Annotated in this window: 15 protein-coding genes and 1 pseudogene; 4 read left to right on the forward strand and 12 right to left on the reverse strand. The window is 64.3% G+C overall.

Going from position 1 to position 15847, the window contains the following annotated elements:
- Positions 1-23: 23 nt before the first annotated feature.
- From COC42_RS12105 to COC42_RS12115, 3 genes are read right to left on the reverse strand one after another with little or no spacing between them, the layout of a single operon-like run.
- Positions 24-1079, reverse strand: a complete 1056-nt coding sequence (locus tag COC42_RS12105) for a DUF11 domain-containing protein (RefSeq protein WP_096343577.1) — start codon at positions 1077-1079, stop codon at positions 24-26.
- 53 nt (positions 1080-1132) lie between these two features.
- On the reverse strand, positions 1133-1585 hold the full coding sequence (locus COC42_RS12110) for a DUF11 domain-containing protein (RefSeq protein ID WP_096343578.1): 453 nt from the start codon (positions 1583-1585) through the stop codon (positions 1133-1135).
- Between the two features lie 11 nt (positions 1586-1596).
- Positions 1597-2592, reverse strand: coding sequence for a hypothetical protein (locus COC42_RS12115; protein WP_096343579.1), 996 nt, complete (start codon positions 2590-2592; stop codon positions 1597-1599).
- A gap of 176 nt (positions 2593-2768) precedes the next feature.
- Here COC42_RS12115 and COC42_RS12120 point away from each other — a divergent pair, with 176 nt between their 5' ends.
- On the forward strand, positions 2769-3401 hold the full coding sequence (locus COC42_RS12120; RefSeq protein WP_096343580.1) for a response regulator transcription factor: 633 nt from the start codon (positions 2769-2771) through the stop codon (positions 3399-3401).
- A 15-nt stretch (positions 3402-3416) separates the two neighbouring features.
- Here the strand turns inward: COC42_RS12120 and COC42_RS18105 are convergent, their stop codons facing one another.
- The 9 genes and pseudogenes from COC42_RS18105 to COC42_RS12150 all read right to left on the reverse strand — a co-directional run bounded on the left by COC42_RS18105 (position 3417) and on the right by COC42_RS12150 (position 11016).
- Positions 3417-3551, reverse strand: a complete 135-nt coding sequence (locus tag COC42_RS18105; RefSeq protein WP_281253098.1) for a hypothetical protein — start codon at positions 3549-3551, stop codon at positions 3417-3419.
- Between the two features lie 76 nt (positions 3552-3627).
- On the reverse strand, positions 3628-6753 hold the full coding sequence (locus COC42_RS12125; RefSeq protein WP_141395843.1) for a PAS domain-containing protein: 3126 nt from the start codon (positions 6751-6753) through the stop codon (positions 3628-3630).
- 359 nt (positions 6754-7112) lie between these two features.
- Positions 7113-7834 (reverse strand): annotated as a pseudogene (locus COC42_RS12130) (IS5 family transposase).
- Between the two features lie 131 nt (positions 7835-7965).
- A complete protein-coding gene (locus tag COC42_RS12135) occupies positions 7966-9201 on the reverse strand; it encodes an RICIN domain-containing protein (RefSeq protein ID WP_096343582.1) in 1236 nt (411 codons plus the stop codon).
- 49 nt (positions 9202-9250) lie between these two features.
- Entirely contained in the window at positions 9251-9418 is a 168-nt protein-coding gene (locus COC42_RS17715; protein ID WP_176484668.1) for a hypothetical protein, read from the reverse strand.
- Between the two features lie 111 nt (positions 9419-9529).
- The gene (locus tag COC42_RS18225; RefSeq protein ID WP_096343583.1) at positions 9530-9961 is read right to left on the reverse strand and encodes a nucleotidyl transferase AbiEii/AbiGii toxin family protein; all 432 of its coding nucleotides are present in this window, start codon (positions 9959-9961) and stop codon (positions 9530-9532) included.
- Complete coding sequence (locus COC42_RS12145) at positions 9958-10449, reverse strand: DUF6088 family protein (RefSeq protein WP_245844233.1); 492 nt, start codon at positions 10447-10449, stop codon at positions 9958-9960. The genes COC42_RS18225 and COC42_RS12145 overlap by 4 nt, the downstream gene beginning before the upstream one ends.
- Positions 10407-10679 (reverse strand): hypothetical protein, encoded by a 273-nt coding sequence (locus COC42_RS17965; RefSeq protein ID WP_245844265.1) that lies wholly within the window; start codon positions 10677-10679, stop codon positions 10407-10409. Before COC42_RS17965 ends, COC42_RS12145 begins: the two co-directional genes overlap by 43 nt.
- A gap of 178 nt (positions 10680-10857) precedes the next feature.
- Positions 10858-11016, reverse strand: a complete 159-nt coding sequence (locus COC42_RS12150; RefSeq protein WP_281253112.1) for a DUF3606 domain-containing protein — start codon at positions 11014-11016, stop codon at positions 10858-10860.
- A 245-nt stretch (positions 11017-11261) separates the two neighbouring features.
- Between COC42_RS12150 and COC42_RS12155 the strand changes: the two genes are divergently transcribed.
- From COC42_RS12155 to COC42_RS12165, 3 genes are all read left to right on the forward strand, one after another.
- Positions 11262-12461 (forward strand): DUF932 domain-containing protein, encoded by a 1200-nt coding sequence (locus COC42_RS12155; protein WP_096343585.1) that lies wholly within the window; start codon positions 11262-11264, stop codon positions 12459-12461.
- Between the two features lie 128 nt (positions 12462-12589).
- Positions 12590-14686, forward strand: a complete 2097-nt coding sequence (locus COC42_RS12160) for a ParB/RepB/Spo0J family partition protein (RefSeq protein WP_096343586.1) — start codon at positions 12590-12592, stop codon at positions 14684-14686.
- A 61-nt stretch (positions 14687-14747) separates the two neighbouring features.
- Positions 14748-15770 (forward strand): DUF7146 domain-containing protein, encoded by a 1023-nt coding sequence (locus COC42_RS12165; protein ID WP_096343587.1) that lies wholly within the window; start codon positions 14748-14750, stop codon positions 15768-15770.
- Positions 15771-15847: the final 77 nt, after the last annotated feature.

Here is a 15847-nt window from a genome sequence, read left to right on the forward strand (position 1 = left end):
GTCAGCCGGCGGGGGGTGGGGGGTCAGTTGATGGTGACGCGGAAGACGACGGTGCGCGTCTCGCCCGGTGTCACCGTCGCCAGCGTCGCGTTGACCGCGCCAGCGGCGAACGTTCCGCCGGCGGTACCGTCGGCATTGCATGTGCCGCTCGTCACCGTTCCGTTGATGCGCGTGCCGAACGCCGCGAGATAGGTGGTGGCGGTGGGCAGGACGTCACCCACGGCGATCATGGTCGCCGGGGCGCCGCCCGCGGCGTTGCTCACGGCGATGCAATATTCGACGGTCGCGCCGGGGATCAGCTTCGGCGCATTCGTGCCGTTGAACGGGTCCTCGATCACCCGGCTCGACTTCAGGACCGATAGCAGTGCGGCCAGTACCTGGTAGTTGTCCTTCGCCGAGAAGGCGGCGTCGCGGGCGGCGTCGGTCGCACCCGCCCCGTCGGCGAAGACGGTGTCGACGCCGCTGGTATTGGCCGTCGTCGTCTGGACCAGCGCGGCGCCGAGGGCGGCGGCACCTGCGCCTTCGCGCGCGGTCGCGGTCAGCGTGATCGCCGCGATGTCCCCGGTCGCGCGGCCGAGTGGCATGTCGGCGAGGACGAAGACGGTGCGCGAGGTGTCGGCGGCCAGCTCGTCCAGATAAGTGACGAGCGTGTCGGTCGCATCCCAGGTGCCGTTGCCGTTGGCATCGACGTAGATGCGCAGGTTCGACGCATCGAAATTGTCGGTGCCACCGAATGCGCCGGTGCCGCCCGCCTGCTGCGTCGCGGCCAGTGCGAAATCGAGCACGGCGTTCGAGCTGTTCGTCACCTGGAACGTGGTGACGGCGGCAAGCTGCCCCGGCGACACGCTGGTGGCGGTGCTGCCCACCTCGGTGACGACCAAGTTGACCTTGCGATCAACGGTGAAGGTGTCCGACGCGGTGACCTGCGTCTGGGCGACGCCGCCGACCTGGTAGTTCACCTGGACGTTGTTGGTAATCGTCGTGCCGGCGGCGGTCTGCTGCGCGGCGGCGGGGTTGGCGGCCAGGGCACAAAGCGCGCACACGCCCAGCGCCGCCAGCCGGATGCTGGTGCGGTTCATCTTCGGTTCCTTTTGAAATGTGGAGGGGCCGGCAGCGCCGGCCCGTCATGGGGTCAGCGAACGGTGCCGCGATATCTCACTTGTCCCGCCGCACCGGGCTGAACCGCGGCAAGCGTCCAGCGAAGGTGCGTCGCGTCGGCGGGGGTGGCGGGGCGAGAGGTGCCACCGATCGTGACACGAAGTGCCGACAGCGCCCCGAAGGTACGGCCGCCGTCGACGGAAACCTGCGCGCCGTCGCTCGCATCCCCGATCCACGCGACACCCTTGGGCAGCGGATTGAGGACGACGACATTGTCGGCGCGGCGCGTGCCCGAATTGGCGTAGCGCGTGGTGAAGATCAGGCGATCGCCCGGCACCACCGATTTCGGTGCCTCGAAGACCGTCTTCTCCCTGCCGTCGGCAACGACGGTGACCTCGCGGCGAACGTCGCTGGAGAGGGACACGGCGGGCGCGGCGGCCTGGGCGGCGGCGGCGATCAGGGCAGGCATGACGAGGGAAGCGAGCATAACGGCGGTCCTCACTTGATCTTGACGGTGAAACGGACGGTTCGTGTGCTGCCGGCGGGCTGGTCGCCGACCGCGACATCGATGCCGCTGGCCGAGCCCTGTCCCGCATCGCCGTCAGCGGCGTCGGTGAGAACGTTGTTCTCGAGCCGGAGCGAGCCGGGTTCATAGTCGGTGCCGACTGGGATGACGTCGGCGATGCGCAGTCCTGGTGCGGAGCCTGTGCCCGAGACGGTCGAGGCGATCGTGTAGGTGATGAGCGTCCCCGGCACCGCGGTCGCGCCGCCATAGGGATCGACCATCGCCGCGCTCTTGATCAGCGAGACGCTGACACGCGCGGCGATCAGCGTCGCCTCCGCATCGGCATCCGCCCCCGTGGCGCCGACGACGGCGGCACCTCCTCCGAGACCCAGCCCGGCGAAGCTGGTGCCGGGGGTGCCGGTGCCTGTCAGTGCTCGCGCGTCGAGCCGCAGCTTGCCGCGCTTCTGGTCAATCAGTCCGCCCGGCGCGGTCGAGATGGCGAAGACCGTCACCTGCGCGTCGGGGTCGAGCGTCGGCGTGGCGCCGCCGGTCGTCACCACCGTATCGGTCGCAGGATCGTAGATTCCGTTGTTGTTGCTGTCGATGACGAGGCGGATCAGCGTCGGATCGAAGTCGTCGCCGCCGATCGCGGTGACGCCCGTGAGGGCGAACGCTTCCGGGCCGTTGCCGATGTTCGTTACCGTAAAGGCAAGCGGCTGCTCACCGATGCCGATCGCGACCGGCGCGCTCTCGCGGGACACGACGGTCACGTCGAGGATCTCGTCGACCTTGACCGACACCGTGTTGGAGGTGACGGTCGACGCCGACCCGCCGTTGTCGAACGTTGCGGTCGCCGTGTTGACAATGACAGTGCCGGCCTGAACGCCCTCGGCGTGGGCGCCAGCTCCGGGAAAGATAGCGAGGAGCGCGGTTGAGGCTCCGGCGGGGAAGCGGCGCTTGATGCGGCCGGCGAAGGGGGTGCGTGTCATGGCCAGACCGTTCAACGCCGATCCGGTTAACTACATCTTTCGATGGGAGGCCCTTCAATCGAATGGATGATTGCGGGTTGAAGGGGCTTCATACTTAAGGTTGAGGGATTGCCGTTGGGACGAAATTTGTGGGGCAATCGGGCTGCCGCCGAGGTCTCCCGATCGAAGGGAATTCGATGCATCACCTGCTCATTGCCGACGATCATCCAGTCTGCAGTGCCGCGCTGACCCTGGCGGCAAGGGTCGTTGACGCGGCGACGACCATCGACAACGCGACGACGCTCGCGGGCGCTGAGGAGCATGTGCGCGAGCGCACGCACGATCTGATCCTGCTCGACCTCATGTTGCCAGACGTGCAGGGTTTCGCCGGTCTAGCGCTGGTCAAGGCGCTGCGACCCGACGCAGTCGTGGCGATCGTCTCGAGCCGGGACGAGCTTTCGGTCGTTCAGCAGTCGGCGGCACTCGGTGCTGCGGGCTTCCTTTCAAAGACACAGCCGATCGAACGCATGGTGGCGGCGATCCGCGTCCTGCTCGAGGGGGGACAGTGGTGGCCTGAGGGCTTCGTTCCCGGCAAGAGCGAGGACCAGGCAGCGAAATTGGCAGAGCGCCTCTCGAGCCTCTCCACCGCGCAGTTGCGCGTTCTGCGGGCCATCGCCAGCGGACATCAGAACAAGCAGATTGCCTATGATCTCAACTTGGCCGAGGCGACCGTGAAGTCGCATCTCGCGGCGATCTTTCGCAAGCTCGGTGTCACCAACCGGACACAGGCGGTAGTGGCCCTCCGCAGTCTGGACGCCATTCTGGCCTGACAAATCGCGAGCGGCTCAGCCGAGCCACCAGCTCAGCATGGCGAGAATCGGCACCGAGCCGATCAGGAGCACGAGAAAGCCGACGACGTAGAGGATACCGTCGTTCCGCTGGCGGGGAGGATACGCGATATTTTCGTTGCGGGGTTCCATGGCCGTCGATCTCGTTTTGTGGTGACGCCGAAGTACGGCCGCGGTCGCGCTTCGTCAGTCGTCCATTCGATTGATTTCAGGCGGCCTCCGCGACCAGATCGGTCGCGGCAGCGGTCAGTCGGGCGGCCATGTCGTCGAGCTCGTCCAGCAGCGAGGGTTCTATACGACCCGCGCGGGCGCCTGCTTCGATTCGATGCAGGATTTCTACGAGCGGAAGCGCGCCGACGCTAGAGGCCGCGCCGCGCAGGCTGTGCGCTTCCTGACCAGCAATCTCGTTCTGACCGGTGTCGATCAGTTCGCGGATGCGGCGCGGTGTCGATTTAATCTCCCCCAGCATCAGCTTGAGCAGCGTGGCCCGGCCACCGATACCCAGTGTCGTCGTCAACGACTGAAGCCTAGCAGGATCGAAGATCAAGTCGCGTTGGATCGGTGCACGTGCGGCCAAAACGGCTATCAGCGCCTCCATCTCGACCGGCTTCGCTAGAACGCCGGTCATGCCGGCAGCATCGACCATGAGCCTTCTCGGCGCCGTCACGTCGGCTGTCAGCGCATAGATGGGAATCGCCCCACCGCCCGCGGATTCACGAATAGCGCGCGCCGCCATCAGACCATCCATGATTGGCATCTGAACGTCCATCAGGATGAGATCAAAGCTCGTCGCCGCCTCGCAGAAAAGATCAACAGCGCGGAGGCCGTTCTCCGCGACCGTGACACGGTGCCCCAGCCGACGGACCAGCTCCGCGATCAGGTAGCGGTTGGTATCGTTGTCTTCCGCGATGAGCACATGCATGTCACCGTCGGCCTCCTCCCGGTTATCGACCGCTGCGCTGTCGACTACAATCGGCAAGTCGATTTCGAACGTGAACCGCGACCCCGATCCGACCTTGCTGTTCACCGTTATCTCGCCGCCCATTGCGCGGACCATCATGCGACAGATGCTGAGCCCGAGCCCCGTGCCGCCGTAACGCCGGGTCACGGACGGGTCGGCCTGCACAAACGGATCGAAGATACTCTGCAGTCGATCAGCCGAGATCCCCGTGCCGGTGTCGACGACCTCAAACCGCCAGCGGCCGCCCGCAAGCCGTGCGACGTTAAGCCGAACGGCACCGGCGCGGGTGAATTTGACCGCATTTGAAAGCAAATTCATCAACACCCGGGACAGGCGCGTCTGATCGCCGATTACGGAGCCCAAGCGCCCGGGCGCTTCAAAATTGAGCAACAGCCCCTTCGCTTCGGCATCGGGGGTCAGGAGCGCGATCACGTCCCGGATGCACTCCTCCAGATCGAACGGCCGAGCCTCGATCTCGATGTCGCCGCCCTCAAGGCGGGAGAAGATGAGGACATCGTCGACAAGTCCTCCAAGTAACCGGCCGCTTCGTTCGATGATGTCGAGCGTGCGGGCACGATCCCGCTCATCGCCCGCGTCGCGCAAAAGCGCGGTCGAGGCCAATATCGATGTCAGCGGCGTGCGGATCTCGTGGATCATCGTCGCGGTGAAGAGGCGGCGAGAGGCGAGCGCCTCCTCTGCCTCGCCGCGGGCGCGCTCCATCGCCTGCAACGATTCGACCCGTGCGGTGACGTCCTGGAAGACGCCGAACAGGCCTACGACCTCGCCGTTGGGCGCCTTTTCGGCTTGGCCTCTCGATGCAACCCATCTGACTTCGCCGCCGGGCCGCACGATCCGTGCTTCGAACACGAACCCTTCGCCGCCCCCGAGGGCAATCGCAACCTGATCGGAAACCATCGCGCGATCGTCGGGGTGATAGCAGTTGATCGCGTCGTCGAGGGGCGGCGGCGTTCCATCCGACCGCCCGTGGATACGAAACACTTCGTCGGACCAGAACAGTTTGCCGCTCGACGAGTCGAGATGCCAATGGCCGATCTTGGCCGTTGCCTCCGCCATGGCCAAGACGCGCTCACGCTCCTCGATGCGTTCCTGCGATGCGAGCGCCGCCTGTTCTGCCTCGCGGCGTCTGGTTACATCACGCACAGCTGCGATGAATTCGACCGGGACACCATCGCGGGTGACGAGCTGATAGCTTGCCTCGACCCAGACATAATGGCCGTCACGATGCTGCTGCCGATAGGTGCAGATCGGCTGTTCAGCACCATCGAGCAACGATCGGCACGTCGCCTCGACGCGCGCGCGATCCTCGGGGTGAATGACGGCCATGGGGGTCTTCCCAACGAGTTCCTCGGGCGCAAAGCCGAGCAACTTTCGTGAAGCGGGAGACACGTAGCGACGCACACCGTCCAGGCCGATCCGGCAGATCATGTCCGTGGCATTGTCCGTCACGAGCCGCAGTTCGTCGCGCGTCTTGATCGCGGTCCGATACGCATGCCGCCGCTGATCCAGCAAAGTCGCGACAGGCAGGGCCACGAGCGCGACGACGATGATCAGTCCCTGGAGGAATAGCAGTCTCGTGCCAGGCTCGGCATAACGAATTGCAATCGGACCATGCCCGCCGAACGTCGCGATCGCTGCGATCGTGGCGATCGTGATCGTCGAGGCGCTAGCGCCGAGAAATCCGGCGCGGAATGCCGCGAAGACGCCGCACGGCATCAGCAAGAAAAGAAACGGGTTCGAACCAAGGGAAAAGACGAGACCCGATACGGCCGCGGCAGGAATGATCGTCGTCAGCAGGACACGGACCATACGAACGTGGCCTTCCCGTCGGCGCCGCGCATCTACAACGGTGGCCGCGATTGGAAGGGCAATGACGCAACCCAAAAAGTCGCCGGCAGCAAAGATCGGCGCCACTTCCAAAAAGGTAGTGAAATTCCCGAAGGAGACGATCCCGCTCTTAAACGTGCCGCCGACGAGCGACACCACGGCCGATGTAAGGGCCATATGCAGAATCGTGGGCGACGGCCGGTCATGCGGTCCGAAAGGGGGCAATAGCGATAGCAGCACCCACGCCTGGGCTGCTGAAATCAGGCCGATCAGGAGCGAGGATCCGAGGACCTGGCCAGCCAGAGCATGGCCGATCACCGAGACCAGACCGGCGAGCGCACTCGAAGCCCAAATACCGGGGCCCAGCTTGGCATGGCTTGCTGTCACCGCTGCCGCGATCGACAAACTCAGTATGGGGGCAAACACCTGCTGCGTGAGCGGAACGAATATGATCGCCTCAACTATCACGAGTGCGACCATCGTTGCGATAACGATCGCCGTTGATCTCGACATAATGATACGATTCACGTCAGGTCTTCTCAAACCCCATGGGGGCACCGAACCTTATTATGGGGCGTAGTTCGGCACCCCCGGTTTCGACTTCGAAAGGGTGAGCGAAGTCGTCGCACCACAACAGGGGAAATGGGCGACGAAGGTACCGTGGCCGACGTTGGAAGCGATGGCAATCATCCAATTGAATGAAAGAACCGACAGGCCCTAGACACCTCGACCAATCAGGACAAAAATGGCAACCAAAAATTCATATACTTCTCCAGTGTACTTCGCATCAGGATCAAGTCTCAAGTATGGAGTAATGATATGTCGATCTAGGCTTGATCCTATTTGGTTATCGGGGATCTCGGTATCTTTGGCCAGGATTTCGTTGATTACAGCCAGAAGAGGGCCGTGGCAGCGAGTGCGACGGCGGCGAAGAAGGTCGTTGGACAGCGATCGTAGCGGGTTGCGACGCGCCGCCAGTCTTTGAGGCGGCCGAACATGATCTCGATGCGGCTGCGGCGCCGGTACCGACGCTTGTCGTAGCTGACCGGCTTGTTCCGAGAGCTCCGGCCCGGGACGCAGGGCTGGATGCCCTTGGCCTGGAGGGCGTCCCTGAACCAGTCGGCGTCGTAGCCGCGATCGCCGGGCAGCCACTGCGCCTTTGGCAGGTCGTCGAGAAGCGCAGTCGCCCCGATGTACTCGCTGGCCTGGCCTGCGATCATGAAGAAGCTCAAAGGGCGGCCCTTGGCGTCGGGGCGTGAAGCGTGGTGTTCATGGCCGCCCCTCGTGCGTCCGATCAGGCGGCCAAGATCCCCCTTTTTACCCGCAGACTTGATGCCGTGCGGTGCGCCTTGAGGTAGGTCGCGTCGATCATCACCGTCTTCTGCTCGGCATCAGCCGCCGCCAGCCCCTCCATCATGCGCGTGAATACACCCGCTTCGCCCCACCGTTTTCAGCCGTTGTACAGCGTCTTATAGGGGCCCTAGTCCCGCGGCGTATCCCGCCAGCGCAGCCCGTTCCGGTTGACGAACACGATGCCGCTCAACACCCGCCGATCATCGACACGGGGCCTGCCGTGGCTTTCGGGGAAGAATGGACGCAGTCGATCCATCTGCTCGTCCGTCACCTAAAACAGGTCGCTCATCACCAGTCTCCTCGAAGAGCCTGAACCAGATCGACGCCCTCACTTCAATGGGTCCTGAACCTAAGGTCTGGTCTGCAGGAGTCAGAACGTCGCCATCATCAAAAGATCTCGACGTCGCTCGGCAGCATATCGAAAACAGGAGGCATTATTGTCCAAAGTTGCCGTCTATCGGCGGATAGGGGTTGCTGGACGAGAGACGCACTCACACTATCAATCCGAGGGCCAAGGGACAGTGCATAACCCGTCGCGCGTGAGATCAAGAAGAAGGACTCCGCAGGGCCCTTGGCGGTATACCACTGCTGATTGTGTCCGTCGTTCATTTCGTATTGTACAATCCTTGCCCCGGGATCACGGCTCGCCTGAAAAACGGTCAAGGCCTTGGAGGACAATCCAGAGACAATAAGTACACCCTGTTCGGAGTCGCGGACGCGGGAAAGCGTCCATTGTTGGTTTAGCCCCTGATGAATGCGATTTCCCCCGAAGACAGCCGCATTGTCCTCCTTCTTCGAATCCCATAGATCGGCAGCAAAGTTTTCGTCATCTATCCTCGAGATGAGGAAAGTACTTTTGTTGGTATAGGGCACGTCATAAGATGAAAGCCAGCCACGCTGGAAGTCGCGCTGCGCAAGCCCGACATAGGCATGAAGTGGAGTAATCAAGTCCAATTGGCCACGAACATCGCCGATGATGGGTTTGACGATGCGATCGACGTCTTCGGGCGTGAAACGCATCCCCGATATCGCCCGCATCGCGCCTTTCAACTCGATCAGTCTGTCTTTGAAGTATCGAAGCCGTACGTGCACTCGATGAAGTTGTGCTCTGACAACAAGAAGTTCCTGGATAGCCTTGAGCGCCGCTTCCTTCTGCGCCGCTCCTTGGCTCGCAGCGATCACGATGCCGATTCCTACATCGACGACAAGCATGATGAAGGCGCCGATCACACCTCCTACCATGCCGCCACGGGTCACGCCGAGCGCTTTGATAAGCTCCTCTTGGGCGACGGCTCTGAACGTCGGGTTGCGCTTCGTGATGCTTGTAACAATAGCCGTTTTAAATCTGTCGAATAGAACCGTGTCTAGAACTCCAGCGGTGAAGCTCCAAGCGACTGTTACATAGAAATCGACCTCAGCTATATCTACCTTGATCGTCTCTGGCTTAGGCGGCAATTCACCGAGATCCCTATAGCGTTCGGCAATAACATCATTCAACTCTTTGATGAGAATCTCAATATCGTTCCAAAGGGCTACGCAGTCGACCTGGATGGAGACGCTCTCGGACAAAAGTTGCTCGGCGCGAGCAACCCGCTGTTCGTTCTCTGGATAGATCAGACTCATGGTTCATCTCGCGTTCTGGTATTCTCCATGGATGAAAGGAGCATAGTTGTCAGCGAAAACAAATAGTTAAATAGTGGGTAAGATCGATGTTGACGCGAGTGGGATCGTGCTCGCCGCGGAGCAGGGTCGCTGTGAGATGGCGCGATGATCGTTTCTTGGCGGGATGCTGGGCGGATACGCGCTGCATGATCGCGTCAACGAAGGAAACGCTGCTCATCTAACCGCGTTGATGAAGCGCCACGATGAGCACTCTAAAGTGCATAAATGCCGTGATAGACGCGATAGCTGCCGTCCGCCGCTCACCAAGGCTTCGTAGCCGCTGACGCCCCTACTTGCAGACGCGGAACGCTGCCAGAAAGGTACGAAGATGATGGAGACGGCAGGTGCCGTGGATCACATGAGCTTTTAGTCCATCAGGACCAGCAATCAGGCTCGTACTACCCGGATGAAAGTCACGGACCAAAGACAGGCGCTCGCGCGAAATCCTCCTTGGCGAACGGGCGATCGTTGAAGAGGTGACGTCGATATCCTCCGAGAAGCGGCGGACCAGCCCGAACCCCTTGGACAGCGAGGTACCGCCCTCGAACACCAGTCGCGGGCCGTCGGGAAGGCCGTTGGATAGCGCGTCGAGCGTCCAGCACACCCAGAAGTCCTTCTCGACATTCTGCGGCGTGGTGCCGATCCGCTGCGCGGTGGCGGTGAACAGCCCGGCGCGGGTCTCGTTATCGGCCGACAAGATCGTGTCACAGGCGGGATTCACGCGGTTCGCCTCGCTGTCAGCAGGGGTTTCAGGAAATCTTGCATCCAGGCCGGCAGGGTCGACAGCCCGTCGCGCAAGTCGTCGCGGATCCTGGCCGCGTTCGCCCTGCTGTGCAGCAGGTCGTCGAGCCGTCGCCGGAGATCGTTCTGCCCATCGGGATCGGCCAGCCTGTCGCGCAGCCAGTGCAGCGCCTGCACGATCCGCATCGCCGGGCGGCCGGCGCAATGGAGTTTGCTCGCCGCGTTCGGCTTGAAGGTGATGTTCATGTTGCCGAGATGGATCGAGCGCAGCCGCGCATCGGTGTGGATCACGATCTTCGACTGGACCGCATTGGTGAGGCCCAGATCGTCGGCGGCGGTCATGCCGTCGACCAGCACCCGGATCTGGTCGCGGCGCGCGATCGCGTCGATTATCTCGCGCGGGTCCGGCGCAGTTGGCTGACGAGTCAGGCTGTTGATGGCGGGCCTGTCATAGAGGCCGCGATCGATGCGCCTCTGGTCGTCCCCTTGACCAGACGCTGCAGCACCTTGTCGACCGCGCCCCGGCTGCCGAGATCGAGGAAGTCTACAGGCGTCCACACCATGCCCGGCCTCGCCTTGGCGATCCGCTGCACGATTTGGGTTCTGAGGTCAGGCTTGCCCATGTCCGAAGTTTGCATAAAACTTTCGGACAGAGGCAATAATGAATTGTCTGAAAAACAACAACAAATCTCGGACAACGCAATGCCGTCTCAGCAACCGCCAACCGTTTGCGGTTCTAACTCCGGGCGAGGACTCTCCCCAGCGCGGTTTCCGATATCCATGCAACCCGAGCGTCCTGGATGGATAGAGCGCCGCGCCGTGCTGAATGCGAGCTGCGGCCGTTCGCTGATTCCCGGCGATCAAGTCTGAGCAAGGTTAGCGCTTGAGCCATTCCTCCACGGCGGCGGCTCCGTCGCCGACGGTATCGACCGCTTGCTGAAGCCGCTCGCGGCTGACGCCGAATTTGTCGGTCCAATAGGCGACTTCATAATCCTCGCCCATCGCAATCCGCGACGAACCCTGCGGCGCGCGCAGCGTCTTGTCATTGCTCGAGTTTCTCTCCTTAGCCGGTTTGAATCATCGAACGGCAGGCAGGTTCCCAGGGGGCAAGTTCCGGGAGGGGAAGGCCTTCCCCGGACGCCCAGCCGGTTGTTTGGGCGTACGCCTTCTGCTTGCGCTCCGCCGCGCAACACTCCGGTGAGAGGAAGAGGGCGGCCGGTTCGGCCGTGACGGGTCAAGCCTGAGAGAGAGTCTCCCGGCGCCCGTCGCGGAGAATTTTTATGGCGACTGTCCTCAACCACGCATCCACGCCGCCCCCGCGGTCCGCGCCCTACAAGGTCGACATCTCGCGCGGGTCCCGCATCGGGCGGGTCTCGTCCGAATGGTTCTCGCGGCCTGACGACGAGCGCTACCTTTCGCTGCACGAGCTACACGCGGCGCTCCTGGCGCGGGCGGTGCGCGCCACCACGCGCACGGTCGAGACACGGGAGGTTCGGGTCGAGGCGAGCCGCGACAACGCCGAGCGCCTGGCGCTGATCGTGCCCGGCCGCGATGAGCCGGTCGCGCCCACGCACTGGTCGTTCGGCCAACTGTGCAGCCTGATCGGGGCGCCCTCAGGCTATATGCGCGAGCTGCCATCGCCGCTTGCCGGTATTAACCTTCAGCACGGACTGCTTTCTCGCCGTGCCGAGCTAATGAAGACGCTCGAAACCGAGGACGGGCGCACCGAGCTTCGCGCGGTCACCGGCCCCGACTATGGCCGGATCTGGGACCATGAGCTGGTCGCCGCCGTCATGAAGATCGCGGGCAACGGCACCGGCGACACACGCTGGAAGGTGCCGGGGCTGCTCGATTGGTCGACCATGACCCACAATCCGCATGTCGAGGTGACGAAGGACACCACTACCCTCTATGCCAGCGACCGGGATGTCTTCCTGTTCCTGGTCGACGATGCCCGTCCGATCGAGGCGGGCCGGCTCCCCAATGGCGACCCCGACCTGTTCTTCCGCGGTTTCTACTGCTGGAACAGCGAGGTCGGCGCCAAGACGCTCGGCATGGCCAGCTTCTATCTCCGCGCGGTCTGCATGAACCGCAACATCTGGGGCGCCGAGGGCTTCGAGGAGATCAGCATCCGCCACTCGAAGTTCGCCGCCAACCGCTTTGCGCGCGAGGCCGCGCCCGCGCTGGAGAGTTTCGCGACCTCGTCGCCCCAGCCCTTCATGTCTGGCATCATGGCGGCGCGGGCCCGGATCGTCGCGCGCACCGACGAGGATCGCCAGGACTTCCTGCGCAAGCGCGGCTTCTCCAAGGCCGAAACCGGCAGGATCATCGCCACCGTGCTCGACGAGGAGGGGCATCCGCCCGTCTCGATCTTTGACTTCGTCCAGGGGATCACTGCGCTCGCGCGCGACAAACCGCACCAGGACGCGCGGCTCGATCTCGAAGGCAAGGCGTCGAAGCTCCTCGCTGCGGCGGGGTAGGCGTCACGGCCGGCGGCGCGGTGTCGGCGCGGTCCTCTCCTCCTTTCAGAGGTAGAGGGCTGCGCCGGCTCTATGACGGGTTGAGGGCCGAGAGAGAGTCTTTCGGCTGCCCGTCATGGAGACTACCCATGACCAAGCATACCAAGATCGTGCTCAGCGCGTCCCGGGACATCCCCTTCAATCTCCTGGCGCTCAGCCAATCGAACGTCCGGCGCGTGAAGGCCGGCGTCTCGATCGACACGCTCGCCGCGGATATCGCCCGGCGCGGGCTGCTGCAGAGCCTGACGGTGCGCGCCGAGCGCGACGGCGAGGGCAATCCCACCGGCAAGTTCGAGGTGCCCGCCGGCGGCCGCCGCTTCCGCGCGCTTCAGCAGCTGGTCAAGGCCAAGCGCCTCGCCCGGACCGCGCCTGTGCCGTGCATCGTCCGCGAGGATGACGCGATCTCGGCCGAGGAGGATTCACTCGCCGAGAACACCCATCGCGAGGCGCTGCATCCGCTCGACCAGTTCCGCGCGATGCACCAATTGGCCGGCCAAGGCAGCGATGTCGAGACAATCGCAGCGACCTTCATGACCACGCCGGCGGTGGTGAAGCAGCGGCTGCGCCTCGCTTCGGTCTCCCCGAAGTTGCACGACATCTATGCCGAGGACAGCATGACCCTCGAGCAGCTGATGGCCTTCTCGGTGTCCGAGGATCATGCGCGCCAGGAGCAGGTCTGGGAGCAGCTCCGGTCGAGCTACAACAAGCAGCCCTGGATGATCCGCAGCAAGCTGACCGAGCAGGCGGTACGCGCGACCGACAAGCGTACCCGCTTCGTCGGCCTCGATGCCTATGTCGCGGCCGGCGGCTATATGGTCCGCGACCTGTTCGAGGACGACAATGGCGGCTGGCTGCAGGATGTCGGCCTGCTCGAGACTTTGGTCGCCGACAAGCTCGGTGCCTTGGCCGAGGGCGTCGGCATGGAAGGCTGGAAATGGGTCGTCGCCGCAGTCGACCTGCCGTACCGCTATGATGACGGCATGCGGCCGATCGAGGGCGCGCAGCCCGACTTGACCGAGGAGCAGGAAGCGCGGCTGGCAGGGCTGCGCGAGGAAGCCGATGCGCTCGAAGCCGCTTGGGCCGAGGCACACGATATCCCCGACGAGGTGCATGTCCGCGTGAATGCGATCGACGAGGAGATCGCCGGCATCGTGCAGCGCCCGCTCGCCTATGATCGCGAGGAGATGGCGCGCGCCGGCGTGTTCGTCACGATCGACCATCTTGGTAATCTCGATATCGACCGCGGCTATGTCCGTCCCGAGGACGAGCCCGCTATCGCTGGCGAGGAGGAAGATGAGGGCCATGTGCGCGAGCCTGCGCCCGAAGTCGATCAGGATGGCGGTGCCGGCGACATCGTCGGGCAGGGCGCGCCCGCCAACGAGGACGAAGATCCCGACGATCTGTTGAAGCCGCTTCCCGATCGGCTCGTCACCGAGCTCACCACCTGGCGGACGCTGGCGCTGCGCAACGCGGTCGCGCTGACCCCGCAAGTGGCGTTCGCCGCCGTGCTGCATGCGATCGTGCTCGACACCTTCTACGCCTATTCGAGCGCCGAGAGCTGCGTCGGCATCTCGATGCGCGGCGGGAGCCTCGGCACCCAGGCACCGGGCCTCGCCGATTCTCACTCTGCGCGGGCAATCGACGAGCGGCACGCAGCATGGTCGGAGCGTCTGCCCGACGATCCGCACCGCCTCTGGGAGGTGCTTGCCCGCTTCAGCGCGGACGACCAGGCGATGTTGTTCGCGCATTGCGCCGCGTTCGGCATCAATGCGGTGTGGGAGCCCGCCAACCGGTACAATGAGGGGCGGGTATCGGCACGGGCGGTCGCCGGCCGGATCGAGCATTCGCACATCCTCGCGCGTGCGGTCGGACTCGATCCGGTGGCGGCGGGCTGGTCGGCAACGTTCGACAATTATCTCGGCCGCGTGCCCAAGGTGCGGATCCTCACCGCGGTCGAGGAAGCAAAGGGTGCCGAGACGTCGGCGCGCCTCACCGGCTTCAAGAAGGCCGACATGGCGCGCGAGGCCGAGGCGCTGCTCGCCGGCAGCGGTTGGCTCGCCGAGCCACTCCGCACCCCCGCCGAGCCCGGGCCGGTCCCGCCCGTGGCGCCGGCGGAAGCCGCGTTGGGTACCGAGCCGTTGGTCGAGCACGAGGACGAAGAGCCGCTCGCCATGGCCGCCGAATAGCCTGGTCGAGCTTGGGACCCGTCGCACGCGGCGGGTCCCCTTCCTTTTGCAGGAGACTGTCATGGCCCATGTCTCGGACCTGTCCCGGCAGCTCGCGCGCAATGCCGAAGCCGTCTGTCGCTATTATCTGCCCGCAGGACACCGCGATGGCCGCTATTGGATCGCCGGCGACGTCCATGGCGCGAAGGGCCGCAGCCTCTATGTCCGGCTGAAGGGCCCCGACCACGGCAAGGGCGCGGCCGGCAAATGGACCGATGCCGCGACCGGCGAACATGGCGACTTGCTCGACCTGATCCGCGCGCATTGCAGCCATCTCGCGCTCGCAGACACGCTTGCCGAAGCGCGTTACTTCCTGTCGCTGCCGCAGCCGACGACATTCGAGGATAGCGAGTCTGTGCCGCAGGGCTCGCCTAAGGCAGCCTTGCGTCTGTTCGCGGCTTCCGGGCTGATCGGCGCGACGATCGCCGAGCGCTATCTGCGCACCCGCTGCATCTCCGGCATCCGCGCCGAGCGGTGGCTGCGCTTCCATCCGCGCTGCTGGCATCGACGCAGCACCGACGATCCGCCGGACACGCCCTCGGCGATGCCCGCACTGATCGCGGCGGTCACCGACGAGCACGGCACTGTCACCGGAGTCCAGCGGACCTGGCTCGATCCGCGCGACTGCACCAAGGCCCGGCTCGTGCGGCCGCGACGGGCGATGGGCAATCTGCTCGGCAATGGCGTCCGGTTCGGTGCGGCGGGTCCGGTCATGGTCTTCGGCGAGGGCGTCGAGACCATGCTGTCGCTCCGCATGGTTCTGCCGCGCATGTCGATGATCGCGGGCCTGTCCGCCAACCATCTCGCCGCGCTCAGCTTCCCGTCGGTACTCCGCCGCCTCTATGTCGCGCGCGAAGCCGATACCGCGGGGACGATGGCGTTCGCCGCCCTGTCGGAGCGCGCGGGGGCGGGGGGTGTCGAGCTTCTGCCGCTCATCTCCCGGCTCGACGATTTAAACAGCGACCTCTGCACCGATGGGGTCGAGACGCTTGCGCGCCACCTGCGCCCTCAGCTCGCGCCAGAGGACGCAGCGAGCCTGCCCTGATCCCAGCTTGGCCGCAATCCCACGCCACGCCATTCCCGCCATCTGCTAGAGCCGCGCCCGGCCTTCGAGCGGGCGAC

The organism is Sphingomonas spermidinifaciens (genome assembly GCF_002351485.1).
In the GTDB taxonomy this organism is placed as follows: Bacteria; Pseudomonadota; Alphaproteobacteria; order Sphingomonadales; family Sphingomonadaceae; genus Sphingomonas; species Sphingomonas spermidinifaciens.

What these genes read in the sequence shown, in the direction of transcription:
- COC42_RS12105 (WP_096343577.1), bottom strand. Translation starts at nt 1,079, where the DNA reads ATGAACCGCACCAGCATCCGGCTGGCGGCGCTGGGCGTGTGCGCGCTT.
- COC42_RS12110 (WP_096343578.1), bottom strand. Translation starts at nt 1,585, where the DNA reads ATGCTCGCTTCCCTCGTCATGCCTGCCCTGATCGCCGCCGCCGCCCAG.
- COC42_RS12115 (WP_096343579.1), bottom strand. Translation starts at nt 2,592, where the DNA reads ATGACACGCACCCCCTTCGCCGGCCGCATCAAGCGCCGCTTCCCCGCC.
- COC42_RS12120 (WP_096343580.1), top strand. Translation starts at nt 2,769, where the DNA reads ATGCATCACCTGCTCATTGCCGACGATCATCCAGTCTGCAGTGCCGCG.
- COC42_RS18105 (WP_281253098.1), bottom strand. Translation starts at nt 3,551, where the DNA reads ATGGAACCCCGCAACGAAAATATCGCGTATCCTCCCCGCCAGCGGAAC.
- COC42_RS12135 (WP_096343582.1), bottom strand. Translation starts at nt 9,201, where the DNA reads ATGAGTCTGATCTATCCAGAGAACGAACAGCGGGTTGCTCGCGCCGAG.
- COC42_RS17715 (WP_176484668.1), bottom strand. Translation starts at nt 9,418, where the DNA reads ATGAGCAGCGTTTCCTTCGTTGACGCGATCATGCAGCGCGTATCCGCC.
- COC42_RS12155 (WP_096343585.1), top strand. Translation starts at nt 11,262, where the DNA reads ATGGCGACTGTCCTCAACCACGCATCCACGCCGCCCCCGCGGTCCGCG.
- COC42_RS12160 (WP_096343586.1), top strand. Translation starts at nt 12,590, where the DNA reads ATGACCAAGCATACCAAGATCGTGCTCAGCGCGTCCCGGGACATCCCC.
- COC42_RS12165 (WP_096343587.1), top strand. Translation starts at nt 14,748, where the DNA reads ATGGCCCATGTCTCGGACCTGTCCCGGCAGCTCGCGCGCAATGCCGAA.